Here is a 14,288-nt window from a genome sequence, read left to right on the forward strand (position 1 = left end):
GCAATAGCATTCAGTCGCCACGGGAATGTCGGTGTGCTGGCGCTCGCTTCTTCCTTTCCACTCACACCTCGAAATTCTAGCGTCGTAGCACCCGAAGAGTGGCCGGCCTGCCGATCGTCCGGGCCTGGGCGATGACGGTCGAACCGGTCGCCTTGGCGTTGTAGAGCGCTTCATCCGCCGCGATGTACAATTGCTGCGGATCGAACTCGTCTTCTGCGGTAGTGACGGCGAGGCCGACGGATACGTTGAGCGGCAGGAAATCCCCTTGCCACGGCACGGGGCGCAGAAGATTTCCCATCAGCGAGCGCACGGCGTCTTCCATTTCGCTGGGCGTTCTGGATTGCTGAAGCAGGACCGCAAATTCGTCGCCGCCAATTCGGGAAACCAGCCGCGCCTGGGGAAATGCCTGGCGCAGCCGTGCTCCGAAGGCAACGAGGCAGGCATCGCCCGCCGCGTGGCCCCATTGGTCGTTGAGCCGCTTGAAATTGTCCATGTCGAACAGGATCAGCGTTCCCATGGGGGTGCCTGGCGCTTCGTCTTCGGTCCGCTCCAGAAAGCGCTGGAACCGGACGCGGTTCGCAACCCCGGTCAGCGGATCGCATTCGGCCTGCGCGCGCAGGGCTTCCCACCGGGCGCGATCCTCGGTGATGTCCTGCTTCATGCCATAGAGCGTATCGGCGCGCCCGTTGGCGCCGCGTGTCGCTGCGGTGATCCGGAGCCAGCGCCGCGCGCCGTCGGGACGAATGATACCGGCATCGAGCGTGAAGCCCGAGCAGGTCTCGATCGCCTTCGACCGCTTGCGCTCGAGCAGTTCGCGCGATTCCTCGTCGAAGAGTTCGACGGTTTCGCGGCGTTCGGGGGCGCGATCGGCCGACAGGCCGAAAATGTCGAATACCCCGTTGGTCCAGGTGAGCCGTTCGCTGGCGAGATCGCACGACCATGCACCCATCGGGACAAGCGATTCAGCCAGGTCGTAAAGCTCCGTCGCCTGGGGACCATCATTGTCGGGATGGGCCAGTCCGATTTCGAAATCTCGATGTGCGGCAAGTTGGTTCATCGGTTCCGCTTTTGACCCCAGGTTTCAGGCGCGACCCCGTTAGAGTCACTTAGACGCCATAGTGACGATGAGTAAACGGCGCGTTTAGCAGCAGGCGGGGCGATTGGATTGTACAGGTCCGGCATCCGCATCACCCGGCTTTTTGCCGTCAGCAGCTTGCGCGACATGGCGCAGAATGGGATCGCTTGCGCCACCCGGTGTTCGCTGGGCGAGGGGAATCGCATGACGCGGCTGGTTATCTTCAACAAGCCCTATGGGGTGCTGTCGCAATTCACCGATCGCGGGTCGGAGACAGCGAGGCAGACGCTGTCCGAATTCATCAACATGCCCGGGGTCTATCCGGCGGGCCGGCTCGATCGGGACAGCGAGGGCTTGCTCTTGCTGTGCGACGATGGCCGCCTTCAGGCCCGCATCGCCGACCCGCGCTACAAGCTGGCCAAGACCTATCTCGTCCAGATCGAGGGCGAGCCGGAGGCGTCCAGTCTCGACGCGCTGAGAAGCGGTGTGCGGCTGAAAGACGGACTGACGCGGCCCGCCGGGATCGAACCCATTCCAGCGCCCGATCTCTGGCCGCGCGATCCACCGATCCGGGTGAGAAAGAGCGTGCCCGACAGCTGGATACAGGTGACCTTGCGCGAAGGTCGCAATCGCCAATTGCGCCGGATGACCGCAGCGATCGGCCACCCAACCTTGCGGCTGGTGCGCTGGTCGATCGGAGAGTGGAACCTGGAGGGTCTCGCTCCGGGCCAATGGCGCGAACTCGCGGTCTGACACGGTTGCAGGCCGAGGGCCCGGGCCCCCCGGGCCGGCCTGGCGCATTAGCCCCCGGTGTCGAAGGCCACGCTGCCCTGTTCCAACAGTTCGAGGAGCAATTCCAAAACCTCGTCCGATCCGGCCAGCGCCGCATCCACCGCGAGGCGGTCGTCGGCACAAAGACGTTCGGCGAGAGCGGCGGTCGCACCCTGGCATGCGAAATGTTGGCCATCGACAAATAGCCCCAGCGTGTCCTCGCGCCCGCGAATGAAGGAAAAACGGATGGCCGGGTTGCGCAGCAGCGACAGTCCTCCCTCTAGCCGGTTCCGCAATTCCTCGATGTCGAGCGGGAGTTCGGGCTCCCAATCGATCGCAGGGTTCTTGGGAGCGGTGGCGTATTGGCCGAACCAGCGGGCGAAAGTGTCACGGTCGCGTAAGGCTTCCGTGATCATGGCGTGCAGATCGGAAAGTGCGCGCGGCGTGATCTCGCCGGGATTGTCCTGCCGGATGAGCCCGGGATCGCGGTAGCGGTCGTCCTCCTCGAGCCCGGCGAGCATGGCCTCGGCCCAGCCAGCAATCAGCTCGCTGCGTGCCGGCGCGCGAAAGCCGATCGAATAGGTCATGCAATCGTCGCCGACCGCTACGCCATTATGGGCGATACCCGGCGGGATGTAGAGCATGTCGCCGGGCTCGAGGACCCATTCCTGCTCGGCCTCGAACTTGGCCAGCAGGCGCAGCTCGGGATGCGGCAGGAGCTCGGTGGCAGCATCGCATTTCGCGCCGATCTGCCAGCGCCGCCGGCCCAGTCCCTGCACCAGAAAGACGTCGTAATTGTCGAAATGCGGGCCCACCCCGCCGCCATCCTCGGCATAGCTGACCATCACATCGTCTACCCGCCAGTTGGGGATGAAGCGCAAGCGATCGAGCAGCGCGGCCACTTGCGGCACATGGTGGTCGACCGCCTGCACCAGCAGCGTCCAGGGACTTTCGCCCAGCTGCCCGAAGCGCTCGGCGGGCAAGGGGCCGTGTTCGAGTTCCCAGCTGTCCCCGGTCTGGATCACCAGCCGCGATTCGACCTCGCTTTCGCAGGCCAGCCCCGCCAGTTCGTCTGGCTCGAGCGGATTGCGCCAGGCATTCCAGGGGTTCCGGATCAGCAGCGGGCGCTGTTGCCAGTTGTCGCGCAGGAAACCGTCGCTGTCGAAGCCGGACAGGCGCATTGTTTCAGCCATCCGCCTGCTCCGTCGCCGCCAGCATATCCATCAGATTGCGCGCCGCCTCGCGGTCGGCTTCTCGTTCGAAAGATGCCTCGAGATCGGGCGCGGCACCGAGCAGGTGGAGCAGCGACCACAGGGCAAAGCGCTTGCCGCGATCCTGCTCGAGCCCGAAATCCACCTGCATCCGCTCGATCCCCGCCTCCAGCGCACCGGGCTGGATCTCGGCGATGGCGGAGGAGCCGAAGTACCGGTCGAGGAGGTCGTCGAAGTCCATCCCGCGTCGCTAGACCTCTGCCGGCCAAGTGCAAGCCATTGCGAGCAGCCGTGCCGCCGTCCGGAAACCAGAGATGCCGTGCCTGTCCATCCTCGACCTAGGCCTTGCCGGCGAAGGTCGCGATTTCGCCGGGCATCCGCAGCATCTTGTCGACTTCGCTGGCATGGACTTCTTCGGCGTAGATCATCTTGCGGGCGTATTCCTCCAGGGTGACCGACTTCCCGCTCGTTGCATCGAGCAGCTCGCGGTAGAGGTCGAGTGCTGCACTTTCCGCCTGAAGCGACTCGCGCAGGATGGCGGCGATGTCGTGATTGTGCGTTTCGAGCAGAGGCCCGATGGTAAGTGAGGGATGTTCTCCGAGGAGGGTGATCATCTCGCCCGCTTCCTGCGCATGCAGAAGCGATTCGTCGGCCTGGCTTCGAAGCCAGGAAACTATCGGAATTCTGTTGAAACCGAAAACAAGAAAAGAGTAGTGCGTATAGCGGACCACTCCCGCCAGTTCTTGTTCCAGAATCCTATTCAGTATTTTTACCACGTGGGTTTTGTCGATATCATTCATTAGATAACCCTTTGTATAGCTGCGCCCATATGGAATGGGCATCTGTGGGTAAGGGACCAATCGCTTAGTCGACCTCGACAGTCCGGACGCCACCTTTAGCATCGATCATGAAAACCGTGCCGTAATCCTGCTCCGTCAGCGGGGGCGGGGCTTGCCCGCCGAACAGGGCAATCAGGTGATGAACGGTGTTGCTGTGACCGATCACCAGAACCGATCCTTCGCCGCCGGCGATGCGGGCAGCCAGTGGCTGCGGGTTCCGGGGATCATATTGGGTGATCGGAACGCCGGCCAGCCTTGAGAGCGGCGCGGCGGTTTCCATTGCCCGGCGCGTCGGCGTGGCGAAGATCGCCGAAATACCCTCGCTTCGAAGCATTTCGGCAAGCCGCTTCGCTGCCGCGGTTCCCTCGTCGCTGAGCGGCGGGTCGTCACCTTCCGCCTTCTGCAGATGCCTGGCGACGAAGATCGTTTTCCCTTCAGCATGGACCGCCGATTTGGTCGCGGGGTTTGTCGACGCTGTCGCGCATGCCCCGAGCGTGAATGCCGCGAGCAGCACCATAGCCAGCCATTTTTGCATATTCTCGGTTCCGATACGGTAGCGCAGAGAAGCTGGTGCTCATCGACCAGTCGAATGAAGGGCTCAGCGCGGGGTGAGGTTCTGGAATCGCCTGGCGACGGGTGGGACCAGGCCGGGATTGTCGCGGATATAGGCTTCCAGCGCGTCCACATCCTGTGGTCCGCCAAGCTGGTCCGCGCCATCGCGCAAGATCGTGAAATTGTCACCGCCACCGGCAAGAAAATTGTTGGTCGTGACGCGGTAGAGCTGGTCGTCCTGCAGCGGCTCCCCATCGAGGCGAGGAGCGATGATCCGCTGACCCCGCGAACGGCTGAGATCGAAGCCGTAGGTGAAGCCGGATGAGGGCAGCAGGACGTTGGGCTCCGTCACCGAATTGGATCCGCTCGCGAACTGCTGCTCCAGCAGTTCGCGGATCTGGCGGCCTGTGAAACTCTTTACGACCAGCGTGTTTCCGAACGGCTGGGCGCCGAAAAGCTGCCCATAGCTGACCGAGCCGTCCGCGGCAGGGACGATCTCGGCGCGCACACCGCCCGAATTCATGAAGGCGATCTGGGCACCGCCCCGACCGGGATCGCTGGTGGCCGCAAGCTGGGCATCCGCGATCAGATTGCCGAGCGCGGGCTCGCCGGAGGGGGTGCGGCTGGTCAGGGCGGGACCGCCCAGCCTTCCGACGACGCGCGCGGCACGCGGCTCCGCCGCGGTCCGGTACCGTTCCACCAGCGCGGCGACCTCTGGATCTGCCAGATAGCCGGGCACGGCGTCTGTGACCGCGATCGCGCCAGCCGAGTTGGTAAAGCCCTCGCCCTGGACGATGTGGTTGCGAGCACTGCGCGACACCACGCCATGGACCGGATCCACGGTCAGCACGATCTCCGTCAGCAGCGTGCCGTATTGGCCGCCGCTGGTCACCAGGAAGGAACGCTGCGGGTCGAGTTCGGCAAAATCGCAGATATAGGCGTTGTGGGTGTGGCCCGAGATGACCACGTCGACCGGGCGAGAGCCGCTCCAGCACGGGCATAAGGTCTCCGCTGAGCCCCTTACAGGTCTTTTCGTTATAGCTGCCGCTCGAGTTCAGTCCTTCGTGGACCAGCACCACGATCGCGTCGGCGCCTTCGGCCTTCAACCGCGGCACCAGCGCGTTCACCGTATCGGCCTCGTCGCGAAACGCGAGGCCGGCAATCGCGTCGGGCGTCACGATAACGGGCGTTCCTTCCAGCGTCATGCCGATCACGGCCACCTGGACCTGGCTGGCCCCGCTGCCGAAGCTGCGGATCGCGTGGGAGGGGAACAGCGTGTCGCCGCTCTCGGTAGCGACGTTGGCCGCGAGGAAGGCGAAGTCGGCACCACCGAAATCCGCGTCCACGGCGCACGGCTCGAGCGTGGTGTTTTGTTCGCAGCCGCCCTGGTCCAGGCGCTGCAGTTCGGCGCGGCCCCGGTCGAACTCGTGATTGCCGACGGCGTTGAAGTCCAGCCCGATGAGATTCATCGCGTGGATGGTCGGTTCATCCAGAAACAGGCTGGAAATCAGCGGCGAGGCCCCGATCAGGTCTCCGGCCGACACCACCAGGCTGTTGGGATTGCGCGCCCGTGCGGCCTCGATCGCCGATCTGAAATAGGCGGCGCCGCCCGCGGGAACCTGCACCTCATCACCCGCAGCGCTGGTATGGGTGATCGCCCGGCGCGGCGGCTGCAGATTGCCGTGGAAATCGTTGAACGCGATCAGCGCCACCTCGACCGTGCCCGCAGCCCGCGGCGCCTCGGCTGTGGATGGACTCCCGACCGGGATCGCACTCTGGGCGCAACCGGTCAGCCCACCCAGAACCAACAGCAACGGCACAGCCATGCGACGCATCAGCACACTCCCAAGGGTAAATACGATAGCGGCTGGTGCCATAGCGCATCGATTCTGTCACCTTTCCGCCCATGGCCAGGCGCGTGCTTACGATGCGTTGCGATGGGGCGGGTTCGCAGGAAAACTCCGACCCCCGCCCCGGGCCCGCTCACGAGCCAGCTAAGGATGCACCCTTCCCGATCGGGCTGGCTCAGGTTGGAGTATCGCCCATCCGTTCGCCCAGCCGAACCGACCCTTCGGGTTTCCATTCGCGATTGAAGGCTACCACGTCGCGGCCAAACAGCATGACGATCGTCGATCCGAGCAGGAACCTGCCCATTTCCTCGCCCTGCGCCAGAACGATGTCCTGATCGGCGTAACTCCACTCGGCGAGCTTCCCGGTTCGTTTCGGGTTGACCACTCCGTGCCACACGGTCGCCATACTGCCGACGATGGTCGCGCCGACCAGCACCATCACGAACGGACCGTGTCGGGGAGATTCGAACACGCACACCACGCGCTCGTTGCGAGCGAACAGGTTGGGCACCCCGCGTGCGGTTACAGGGTTTACCGAGAACAGCGCGCCAGGGACGTAGATCATGCGCGTGAGTTTGCCCTCGCAGGGCATATGCAGGCGATGATAGTCCTTGGGCGAGAGGTAAAGATTGGCAAAGCTGCCATGGCGGAATTGGGCCGCCAATGCGGCGTCGCCGCCGACCAGCTGCGTCGTGGTGAACCGGTGCCCCTTGGCCTGCACAACGTGATGATCGTCGATGGCGCCGAACTGACTGATCGCGCCATCGACCGGACAGACGAAATCGGCGTCGGCGATCGGACGCACTCCGGCCCGCAACGGGCGCGTGAAGAACTCGTTGAACGATCGATAACTTGCGATGTCCGGATTCTCGGCCTCGCTCATATCGACGCCGTATTTGCCCGCGAACCAGCGGATCAGCCGCGTCGTCTTCGCGCCTGCCCGTGCTCCTGCGATGCGCCCGGCCAGGGTCGTCAGCGCCTGCTTTGGCAGCAGATATTGCGGCAGGACTTTGAGTCGTTCGAAAATAGCAAACCTCACGTATTGGCAACGGCATTGTCGTGACGATAGCGGCAAACCTTCGCAAGGGCGACCACCACGGCCTTGTCGCAAACCGCCGGGCGAGGGTTGCGATCTGCGACTGCACGGGCGAGAGCAGGCGGTCTGAGGCCGCGCCTGACAAAAATGGCCCAGTCGCATTGGGAGGTCAGGAGGTGTCGGAGCAAATGGGGCAATCGACTGTGGAAGAGCAGGCTGGCGACGACCATTCGGATCGGGCGGAATCCGCCCCACCGCCGAGCTCTGCGCGCTGGAAGCTCATCGGTCCTGGCATTGTCGCCGCGGCAACCGGAGTCGGGGCGGGCGATCTGGTTGCCACACTCATCGCAGGCTCGCGCTTCGGCTATGCCTTGCTCTGGGCGGCCGTGCTCGGATGCCTGGTAAAGATCGCCCTGTCCGAAGGCGCCGCGCGCTATCACCTCTCGACCGAAACGACGATCTTCGAGGGGTGGCGCTCCCTCGGAGGATGGACGAGCTGGTACTTCGGCATCTACATCCTCGTATGGGGCTTCATCTACGGCGCGACAGCGATGAGCGCGACCGCACTGCCGCTCGCTGCCCTTTTTCCCATCCTGCCGCTTCCCGCATGGGCCGTCCTTGCCGGGATCACGAGCTTTCTTTTCGTTGCACTCAACCGATACGAAACCTTCGAGCGGGTGATGAAGGTGCTGGTCGCAATCATGTTCGTGGTGATGACGGGGCTCGCCATCCTCGTCGCACCCGGCCTCGACGATGTGGTCGGCGGGCTCGTCCCATCGCTGCCCGAAGGCTCGATCTTCTTCACGCTCGGGCTGATCGGCGGCGTTGGCGGGACGATCACGACCGCCGCTTATGGCTATTGGGTCAATACCAAGGGCTGGCACGGTCCGTCGTGGATCCCGATGATGCGGCTGGACAATTACACCGCCTACACGATGACGGGGGTTTTCGTCGTTGCGATGCTGATCGTCGGAGCCGAGCTCCTGCACAGCGCGCAGATCGCTCTGGCGGGCGGTGACCGCGGATTGCTCAACCTCACCGATGTGCTGGAGGCGCGGTTCGGGCGTCCGGTAGCGGTCGCGTTTCTGCTCGGGTTCGCAGCAACCGCAATGTCGTCGCTGTTCGGGGTCTGGCATGGCGTCAGCCTGCTCTTTTCCGATTTCGTGGACCATGTTCGTGGCCGGGGCGAGCGCAGCGAGCGTCCCGAACGCCAATGGCCGTTCCGCGCTTTCCTGCTGTGGCTCACGTTCCCGCCGATGACGCTGCTGTTCTTCGAGGAGCCCTTCCTCCTCGTGATCATCTACGGTGTGGTGGGCGCGTTCTTCATGCCGTTCCTGGCCGTCACCTTGCTGCTGCTGCTGAACTCCAACCGCGTCCCAGCCGCCGATCGCAACGGCTGGTTGTCGAATACGGTCCTGAGCGCGGCTGCGCTGCTGTTCGTGGTGCTGTCTGTCCAGCAGATCTGGTCGTTTTTCTCCGGTTGAGCGGCAATGAGGGCGCCGTAAACCGCTGCCTCAGGCTGCAGCCCTTCAGTCGGCAATTGGAAAAGGCCGCAGGCCTGCGCCATTTCGGGCGAGTGCTCCACGACCTCTCGGGTCCTCGAAGGACCGATCAGGACTGTTTGGTGCGGTCGAGAAGACTCGAACTTCCACGGCCTTACGGCCACAACGACCTCAACGTTGCGCGTCTACCAGTTCCGCCACGACCGCACATGATCGAAGGAGCACATTGTGGCTCCCGCGTCGGTAGGAGCGCGCCACTAGCAGGGGGCTTGCAGGGCCGCAAGCGTTTTGCCTCGCCCGACTGCCGCTCGTTTCGAGGCCCGCAGCGCGGACCTGCCGGCCTAGCGCGGGGCCCAGCCGATATCGGCGTAAACCGCGGGTTTGGGTACGTCGGTGGTCGCCTCGTTGATGGTCATCGATTCGCCGGGCGCCAGGCTGTCCTGCGGCGGCATGATTTCCCAGCTGTAGACGATCCGGTCGCGTGCATCGCGCAGCACGATAAGGATCGGCGGCACCGCTCGCGTCTCGCGCGCAGTGTTGGTGACGATGATCCGGGCACCGAAATATTCGGTGCCATTGGCGAGGGTGCGGCGCTCCTGCTCCGCCTCCGGGAATTCGATCTGCAGATCGGGAGCGCCCACGCCGTAAAGCGGCTTGTTGACGGGGAACCAGTTTGGCGCGCCGAAATAGCTCACCGCAACCACCGCCCCCAGCGCCAGGGCAGCGAAGACCCCTGCGGCCCAAGTCCACAGCTTCACATAATTGCGGCGCGGCTTGAACGGCGGTTCGGAATCGAATTGCGAAGCACCTTCGTCGAACACCGGGGTGGAGCGCCGCGTGGCGCGCAGATCGTCATAGGGGGGATCGCCCTCGTCGAAGCTCGGTCCGGCGGCGGGATCGTCGACCGGATCGCGGGGGCCCTCCAGATCGTCGTAGACCCGCGGTCGCGCGGCGGGCGCCTCATGCGGTGGCGGGCTTCGACGAGGGGGTGGCGGCGGCGCGGGTGCGGAGGCAACCGGCGCTTCTTCGTCGGTATGCGGCCGTGCCGCGGCTGCGGGAGGCGCCGGGGCAGGCGTTGCGGCCAGCGTCTCGGGGCCTTCAACCGGCCTCTCGATCGTCGGCCCATCCTGGTACCAGCTGTGCTTGCATTTGGCACAACGGACAGTGCGACCGTCCACGCCTATCGCGCTATCGGGCACGACATAACGGGTAGAACAGGCGGGGCAGGCGATAATCATTCCATCAGGTCTTAGGCCGGTGCACGAATCGCAACAAGTGCGACATCTGTCGGCAACCGTCGACCCGGGCTTTTTTCCACACCGGTGCGGGGCTATATCCGTCTGCGATGGGCATATCCGACATTTTCTCGGCGTTGGGGCACTTTTGTGCCGAGCCCTCCGTGTGAGCAGGTCCGAAGAGGAAATCGTCCGTTTCGACAATGTGGGCCTGCGCTACGGCACCGACAAGGAAGTGCTGAGCAACATTGCCTTCAGCCTCTATCCCGGACGCTTCTATTTTCTCACCGGAGCGAGCGGGGCGGGCAAGACCTCGTTGCTGCGGCTTCTCTACCTCGCTCAGCGCCCCTCGCGCGGCGCGATCCGCATGTTCGGGCGCGACGTCATCACCCAGCCGCGCGAAAACCTGCCCTCGTTCCGGCGGCGTCTGGGGGTCGTGTTCCAGGATTTTCGCCTGGTCGCTCACCTCTCCGCCTTCGACAACATCGCGCTCCCCTTGCGCGTATCCGGCGTGCGCGAAGCGGATGTGCAGAAACCGGTGGCGGATATGCTCGACTGGGTCGGGCTTGGGAACCGCGCAGACGCCCGCCCGGCGACGCTCTCGGGCGGCGAGCAGCAACGCGTCGCTATCGCCCGCGCGGTGATCGCCCGCCCCGATCTGCTGGTCGCCGACGAGCCGACCGGCAACGTCGATACGGAGATGGCGCTCAAGCTGATCCGCCTGTTCGAGGCGCTCAATCGGCTGGGGACCACGGTGGTGGTCGCGACCCACGATGTCCATCTGCTGCGCAAGGTCCCGGATTCGCTGATCATGCGGCTCGACAAGGGGCAGCTCTCCGACCCCACCGGGTCGTTGCGCTACCCGCCGCGCAATCCGATGCCCGCATCGACGCCCAATGCACCGCGAGACAGCGGGCGATGAGCAAGCCGCCGGTCATGACGCGCGCGATCGAACGCGGGCTCGCGCCGCTCAAGGGGCGGCGCGCATCGCATCTGCTGCCGCGCGCGCGGTTGGGCGGGCCGATGCCCTGGGTGATCGCGATCATGGTCGCGCTGACCGTGCTGGCCGCCGGGGGCGCGCTGGCGCTCACCAATCTGGTCGACCGCGCGCGCGCGGATCTGGCGGGCGGCGTGACGGTCCAGATCGTCGAGGCGGATCCGGTGCTGCGCGCCGCGCAGGCGGATCGCGCGATGGCGACGCTGCGAGACCTCCCCGGTGTCGGCACCCTGCGCCGCGTGCCTCAGGCCGAACTGGAGGCGCTGATCGAACCCTGGCTCGGCGGCGGGGTGCGCAGCGAGGTCGTGCCGCTGCCCGCGCTGATCGACGTCCGGCTTGATGGCGAGGTCGGCGATGCGACGCTCGACGGTCTGCGCAGCGCGCTCGCCGAAGTCGCGCCCGATGCGCGGATCGATGCCCAGTCCGACTGGCTCGGTCCGGTGTTCAGCGCCATTGCCGCGCTGCGCTGGCTGGCGATCGGGCTGATCGCGCTGCTCGCTTTCACCAGCGCCGCGGCGGTCTGGTTGGCGGCGCGCAATGCACTCAACGCCAACCGCTCGACCATCGAAGTGGTCCATCTGCTCGGCGGAACCGATGGCCAGATCGCGCGGATATTCCAGCGCTCGGTGCTGATCGACGCCGCGCTCGGCGGGGCTGTCGGGCTGGTGCTGGGCGCGGTCGCGCTGACCGTGCTCGGGGCGCAGTTCGCCGCGCTCGACGCCGGGCTGGTTCAGGGCGGGGGGCTGGGCGGCTTTGACTGGCTGCTGATGGGGCTGGTCCCCTTCGCCGCGGTCGCAATCGCCTTGCTCACCGCGCGGATGACGGTATTGGCCTCGCTGAGGAAAATGTTGTGATCCTGCGCTTTGCTGCCTTTTTTCTGCTCATTTACGCACTGGGCTTCGTCGGTTTCGCGGTGACGCTGCCGCAGCCGCTGGGCGATGTCGAAACCGATGCAGTGGTGGTACCTACCGGCGGATCTGGCCGGATCGCGCGCGGGCTCGAGGTGGTGCGTGCAGGCAAGGCGCGGCAGATGTTCGTTTCGGGCGTCGATCCCGAAGTGAAGCCGCAGGAATTCGCCGATCAGTTCGAGGTCAGCGGACAAGAAATGGCTTGCTGCGTCACGCTGGGCTTTCTGGCGGTGGACACCCGCTCGAACGCCGGCGAAGTCGCGCAATGGGTGACCGAGAACGATATCGAGAGCCTGCGTCTGGTCACCACCGACTGGCATATGCGCCGCGCTGCGGGCGAAATTCGCGGCGCGATCCCCGACACCGTCGTGATCTACGAGGACGCGACGCCTTCGAGCCCCGATCTCCAGCAATTGTTCCTCGAATACAACAAGCTGCTCGCCTCGTCGGTCTCGCAGGGCATGCCGGCCTGACCATGTTGGTGCTGCGCAACATCGCCTTCTACCTGGCCTTCTACCTCGGCTCGGTCGTGGTGACGACCGGCACGCTGCTCGCGCTGCCGTTCAGCCGCGAACTGTTCCGCAAGCTGGTTCACGCCTGGAGCGCATGGCACCGCTGGTGCGTGGTCCATCTGCTGGGTTGCGAGGTGGTGATCGAGGGCGAGCCGCCGACCGAGCCGGTGCTCTATGCGGTCAAGCACGAGAGCTTCTTCGAGGCGATCGACACTCTCAGGCTGTTTCCGCTGCCCGCGGTGTTCGCCAAGGAGGAACTGTTCAAGATCATCGGCTGGGGCCGGGCGGGGCGCGCCTACGGGCTCATTCCGGTCGCCCGCGGTGCCGGCGCGCGCGCTCTGATCGGGATGATTCGCGAGGCCAGACGGATGGCGGCGAGCGGACGGCCACTGGTGATCTTTCCCGAAGGAACGCGGGTTCCGCATGGCGAGCAGATGCCGCTCCAGGCCGGTTTCGCGGGGCTTTACAAGGCGCTGGGCCTGGCGGTGGTGCCGGTCGCGGTGGACAGCGGACCGCTCTATCATCGCGGCCTCAAACTGCCCGGGCGGATCACCTATCGCTTCGGCGAGGCGATCCCGCCGGGGCTGGATCGTCAGGACGTCGAAGCGCGCGTGCTCGACGCGATCAACGCGCTCAATTCCTAGGCGGCGGTTTCGGCCTCGCGGCGCAATACCGCGGCAATCCGGTCCATGTCCTCGTCGCTGCCGATGGTGATCCGCAGCGCGTGGGCCAGGCCTTGTCCCGGCAGGTGGCGCACCGCGTAGCCGGCCTCGGCCAGCGCCGCCAGGGCGCGCTCGGCGCTGAGCGCGCCCTCGAACAGCACCAGCAGGAAATTGGCCTTGCTCGGCACCGCGCGCAGGCCGCGATTGCCCAGCGCTTCGACGGCCTCGGTAAAGCGTGCCAGCCCCGCGGAATTGTGCGCGCGCGAGTGCTCGACGAATTGCTGGTCGCCGACCGCAGCACGCGCCGCGACCTGCCCGCTGACGGTGACGTTGAACGGCCCGCGAATCCGGTTGAGTGTGGCGATCAACCCCGGCGCTCCGGTCGCCCAGCCGATCCGTTCGCCGGCAAGTCCGTAGATCTTCGAGAAGGTCCGGGTAACCAGCACATTGTCGTGCGCCGCTGCGAGCGCGAGCCCGCCGTCATCCTCTTCGGCTTGCAGATATTCGCCATAGGCCTGGTCGAGTACGAACAGCACATCGCGCGGCAGGCCGGCGTGCAACCGCGCCACTTCGCTGGCGGGCAGGCAAGTGCCGGTGGGATTGTTGGGATTGGCGAGGAAGACCACGCGGGTAGCGGGCGTCACCGCGGCCAGCAGCGCATCGACATCGGTGCCGTAATCGCGGTCGGGTGCCTCGACCGGCGTGGCACCGCAGCGCCGCGCAGCGATGTCGTAGACCGAGAAGCTGTAACGCGAGAACAGCACCTCGTCGCCGGGGCCGCAATAGCCTTGCGCGGCAAGATTGAGCAGCTCATCCGACCCGGTGCCGCAGACGATGCGCGCTGGATCGATGCCGTGCAATTCGCCGATGGCGCGACGCAGTTCGGCGGCGTCGGGATCGGGATAGCGCGCCCCGGCGCTCACCCCGGCCAGCGCCTCTGCCGCTGCCGGGCTGCAGCCCAGCGGGTTCTCATTGGCCGAAAGCTTGATCAGTTCGCGCCCGTCCGACCCGGTCGCACGGCCGGGGACATAGGCGTGGATCGCTTCGATCCAGGGTTTCGCTGCGGGTCTGGAGGCGGGTTTTGCTTCGGTCATGTCAGCTTGGGCGCAATAAAGCTTTTCGCGGCTTCGACAAGCGC

The 14,288-nt window shown here is 65.4% G+C and carries 16 protein-coding genes and 1 tRNA gene; 7 read left to right on the top strand and 10 right to left on the bottom strand.

All coding sequences use genetic code 11. The features are described 5' to 3' along the window. Positions 1–76: 76 nt before the first annotated feature. Positions 77–1,057, bottom strand: a complete 981-nt coding sequence (locus A9995_RS06305; RefSeq protein WP_067610520.1) for a diguanylate cyclase domain-containing protein — start codon at positions 1,055–1,057, stop codon at positions 77–79. Positions 1,058–1,279: 222 nt separating this feature from the next. Here A9995_RS06305 and A9995_RS06310 point away from each other — a divergent pair, with 222 nt between their 5' ends. After that, positions 1,280–1,828: a pseudouridine synthase gene (locus A9995_RS06310; protein WP_067610990.1), complete on the top strand. Its 549-nt coding sequence runs from the start codon at positions 1,280–1,282 to the stop codon at positions 1,826–1,828. Between the two features lie 47 nt (positions 1,829–1,875). Here the strand turns inward: A9995_RS06310 and A9995_RS06315 are convergent, their stop codons facing one another. The 5 genes from A9995_RS06315 to A9995_RS17210 all read right to left on the bottom strand — a co-directional run bounded on the left by A9995_RS06315 (position 1,876) and on the right by A9995_RS17210 (position 5,415). Further along, positions 1,876–3,027, bottom strand: a complete 1,152-nt coding sequence (locus A9995_RS06315; RefSeq protein WP_067610522.1) for a cupin domain-containing protein — start codon at positions 3,025–3,027, stop codon at positions 1,876–1,878. A gap of 4 nt (positions 3,028–3,031) precedes the next feature. Further along, positions 3,032–3,298 (bottom strand): hypothetical protein, encoded by a 267-nt coding sequence (locus tag A9995_RS06320; protein WP_067610524.1) that lies wholly within the window; start codon positions 3,296–3,298, stop codon positions 3,032–3,034. 97 nt (positions 3,299–3,395) lie between these two features. Next, positions 3,396–3,857, bottom strand: a complete 462-nt coding sequence (locus tag A9995_RS06325) for a bacterioferritin (protein ID WP_067610526.1) — start codon at positions 3,855–3,857, stop codon at positions 3,396–3,398. A 64-nt stretch (positions 3,858–3,921) separates the two neighbouring features. Further along, positions 3,922–4,413, bottom strand: coding sequence for a phosphoglycerate mutase family protein (locus A9995_RS06330; RefSeq protein ID WP_168157342.1), 492 nt, complete (start codon positions 4,411–4,413; stop codon positions 3,922–3,924). 81 nt (positions 4,414–4,494) lie between these two features. Next, positions 4,495–5,415 carry a bifunctional UDP-sugar hydrolase/5'-nucleotidase gene (locus A9995_RS17210; RefSeq protein WP_067610528.1) on the bottom strand — a complete coding sequence of 307 codons (921 nt, stop codon included), beginning with the start codon at positions 5,413–5,415 and terminating at the stop codon, positions 4,495–4,497. A 97-nt stretch (positions 5,416–5,512) separates the two neighbouring features. On the opposite strand from A9995_RS17210, the gene A9995_RS17345 reads away from it, so the two are divergent. Further along, positions 5,513–6,541 (top strand): hypothetical protein, encoded by a 1,029-nt coding sequence (locus A9995_RS17345; protein WP_233998114.1) that lies wholly within the window; start codon positions 5,513–5,515, stop codon positions 6,539–6,541. Here the strand turns inward: A9995_RS17345 and asd are convergent. Further along, positions 6,474–7,337, bottom strand: coding sequence for an archaetidylserine decarboxylase (gene asd / locus A9995_RS06340; protein ID WP_233998115.1), 864 nt, complete (start codon positions 7,335–7,337; stop codon positions 6,474–6,476). The genes A9995_RS17345 and asd overlap by 68 nt on opposite strands. 185 nt (positions 7,338–7,522) lie before the next feature. Between asd and A9995_RS06345 the strand changes: the two genes are divergently transcribed. Further along, positions 7,523–8,818: an Nramp family divalent metal transporter gene (locus tag A9995_RS06345; RefSeq protein WP_145916835.1), complete on the top strand. Its 1,296-nt coding sequence runs from the start codon at positions 7,523–7,525 to the stop codon at positions 8,816–8,818. Between the two features lie 138 nt (positions 8,819–8,956). Here the strand turns inward: A9995_RS06345 and A9995_RS06350 are convergent. Together A9995_RS06350 and A9995_RS06355 are read right to left on the bottom strand one after the other, a co-directional pair. After that, positions 8,957–9,043: transfer RNA gene (locus A9995_RS06350), tRNA-Leu, on the bottom strand. Positions 9,044–9,177: 134 nt separating this feature from the next. Further along, positions 9,178–10,074, bottom strand: a complete 897-nt coding sequence (locus A9995_RS06355; protein ID WP_067610530.1) for an MJ0042-type zinc finger domain-containing protein — start codon at positions 10,072–10,074, stop codon at positions 9,178–9,180. 163 nt (positions 10,075–10,237) lie between these two features. Here A9995_RS06355 and ftsE point away from each other — a divergent pair, with 163 nt between their 5' ends. From ftsE to A9995_RS06375, 4 genes are read left to right on the top strand one after another with little or no spacing between them, the layout of a single operon-like run. Continuing rightward, positions 10,238–10,993 carry a cell division ATP-binding protein FtsE gene (gene ftsE, locus A9995_RS06360; protein WP_067610533.1) on the top strand — a complete coding sequence of 252 codons (756 nt, stop codon included), beginning with the start codon at positions 10,238–10,240 and terminating at the stop codon, positions 10,991–10,993. After that, positions 10,990–11,922 (top strand): ABC transporter permease, encoded by a 933-nt coding sequence (locus A9995_RS06365; RefSeq protein ID WP_067610535.1) that lies wholly within the window; start codon positions 10,990–10,992, stop codon positions 11,920–11,922. The genes ftsE and A9995_RS06365 overlap by 4 nt, the downstream gene beginning before the upstream one ends. Further along, on the top strand, positions 11,919–12,449 hold the full coding sequence (locus A9995_RS06370) for a YdcF family protein (RefSeq protein WP_067610537.1): 531 nt from the start codon (positions 11,919–11,921) through the stop codon (positions 12,447–12,449). Before A9995_RS06365 ends, A9995_RS06370 begins: the two co-directional genes overlap by 4 nt. Before the next feature lie 2 nt (positions 12,450–12,451). Beyond that, the gene (locus tag A9995_RS06375) at positions 12,452–13,132 is read left to right on the top strand and encodes a 1-acyl-sn-glycerol-3-phosphate acyltransferase (RefSeq protein ID WP_067610539.1); all 681 of its coding nucleotides are present in this window, start codon (positions 12,452–12,454) and stop codon (positions 13,130–13,132) included. Here the strand turns inward: A9995_RS06375 and hisC are convergent. Continuing rightward, entirely contained in the window at positions 13,129–14,244 is a 1,116-nt protein-coding gene (gene hisC / locus A9995_RS06380) for a histidinol-phosphate transaminase (protein ID WP_067610540.1), read from the bottom strand. The genes A9995_RS06375 and hisC overlap by 4 nt on opposite strands. Positions 14,245–14,288: the final 44 nt, after the last annotated feature.

It is taken from the genome of Erythrobacter sp. QSSC1-22B (genome assembly GCF_001678665.1).
GTDB lineage: Bacteria > Pseudomonadota > Alphaproteobacteria > Sphingomonadales > Sphingomonadaceae > Qipengyuania.

Excerpts from the sequence above, each read along its gene's own strand:
- A9995_RS06305 (WP_067610520.1), bottom strand. The coding sequence starts at position 1,057 with ATGAACCAACTTGCCGCACATCGAGATTTCGAAATCGGACTGGCCCAT.
- A9995_RS06310 (WP_067610990.1), top strand. The coding sequence starts at position 1,280 with ATGACGCGGCTGGTTATCTTCAACAAGCCCTATGGGGTGCTGTCGCAA.
- A9995_RS06315 (WP_067610522.1), bottom strand. The coding sequence starts at position 3,027 with ATGCGCCTGTCCGGCTTCGACAGCGACGGTTTCCTGCGCGACAACTGG.
- A9995_RS06320 (WP_067610524.1), bottom strand. The coding sequence starts at position 3,298 with ATGGACTTCGACGACCTCCTCGACCGGTACTTCGGCTCCTCCGCCATC.
- A9995_RS06325 (WP_067610526.1), bottom strand. The coding sequence starts at position 3,857 with ATGAATGATATCGACAAAACCCACGTGGTAAAAATACTGAATAGGATT.
- A9995_RS06330 (WP_168157342.1), bottom strand. The coding sequence starts at position 4,413 with ATGGTGCTGCTCGCGGCATTCACGCTCGGGGCATGCGCGACAGCGTCG.
- A9995_RS06345 (WP_145916835.1), top strand. The coding sequence starts at position 7,523 with ATGGGGCAATCGACTGTGGAAGAGCAGGCTGGCGACGACCATTCGGAT.
- A9995_RS06355 (WP_067610530.1), bottom strand. The coding sequence starts at position 10,074 with ATGATTATCGCCTGCCCCGCCTGTTCTACCCGTTATGTCGTGCCCGAT.
- A9995_RS06365 (WP_067610535.1), top strand. The coding sequence starts at position 10,990 with ATGAGCAAGCCGCCGGTCATGACGCGCGCGATCGAACGCGGGCTCGCG.
- A9995_RS06375 (WP_067610539.1), top strand. The coding sequence starts at position 12,452 with ATGTTGGTGCTGCGCAACATCGCCTTCTACCTGGCCTTCTACCTCGGC.
- hisC (WP_067610540.1), bottom strand. The coding sequence starts at position 14,244 with ATGACCGAAGCAAAACCCGCCTCCAGACCCGCAGCGAAACCCTGGATC.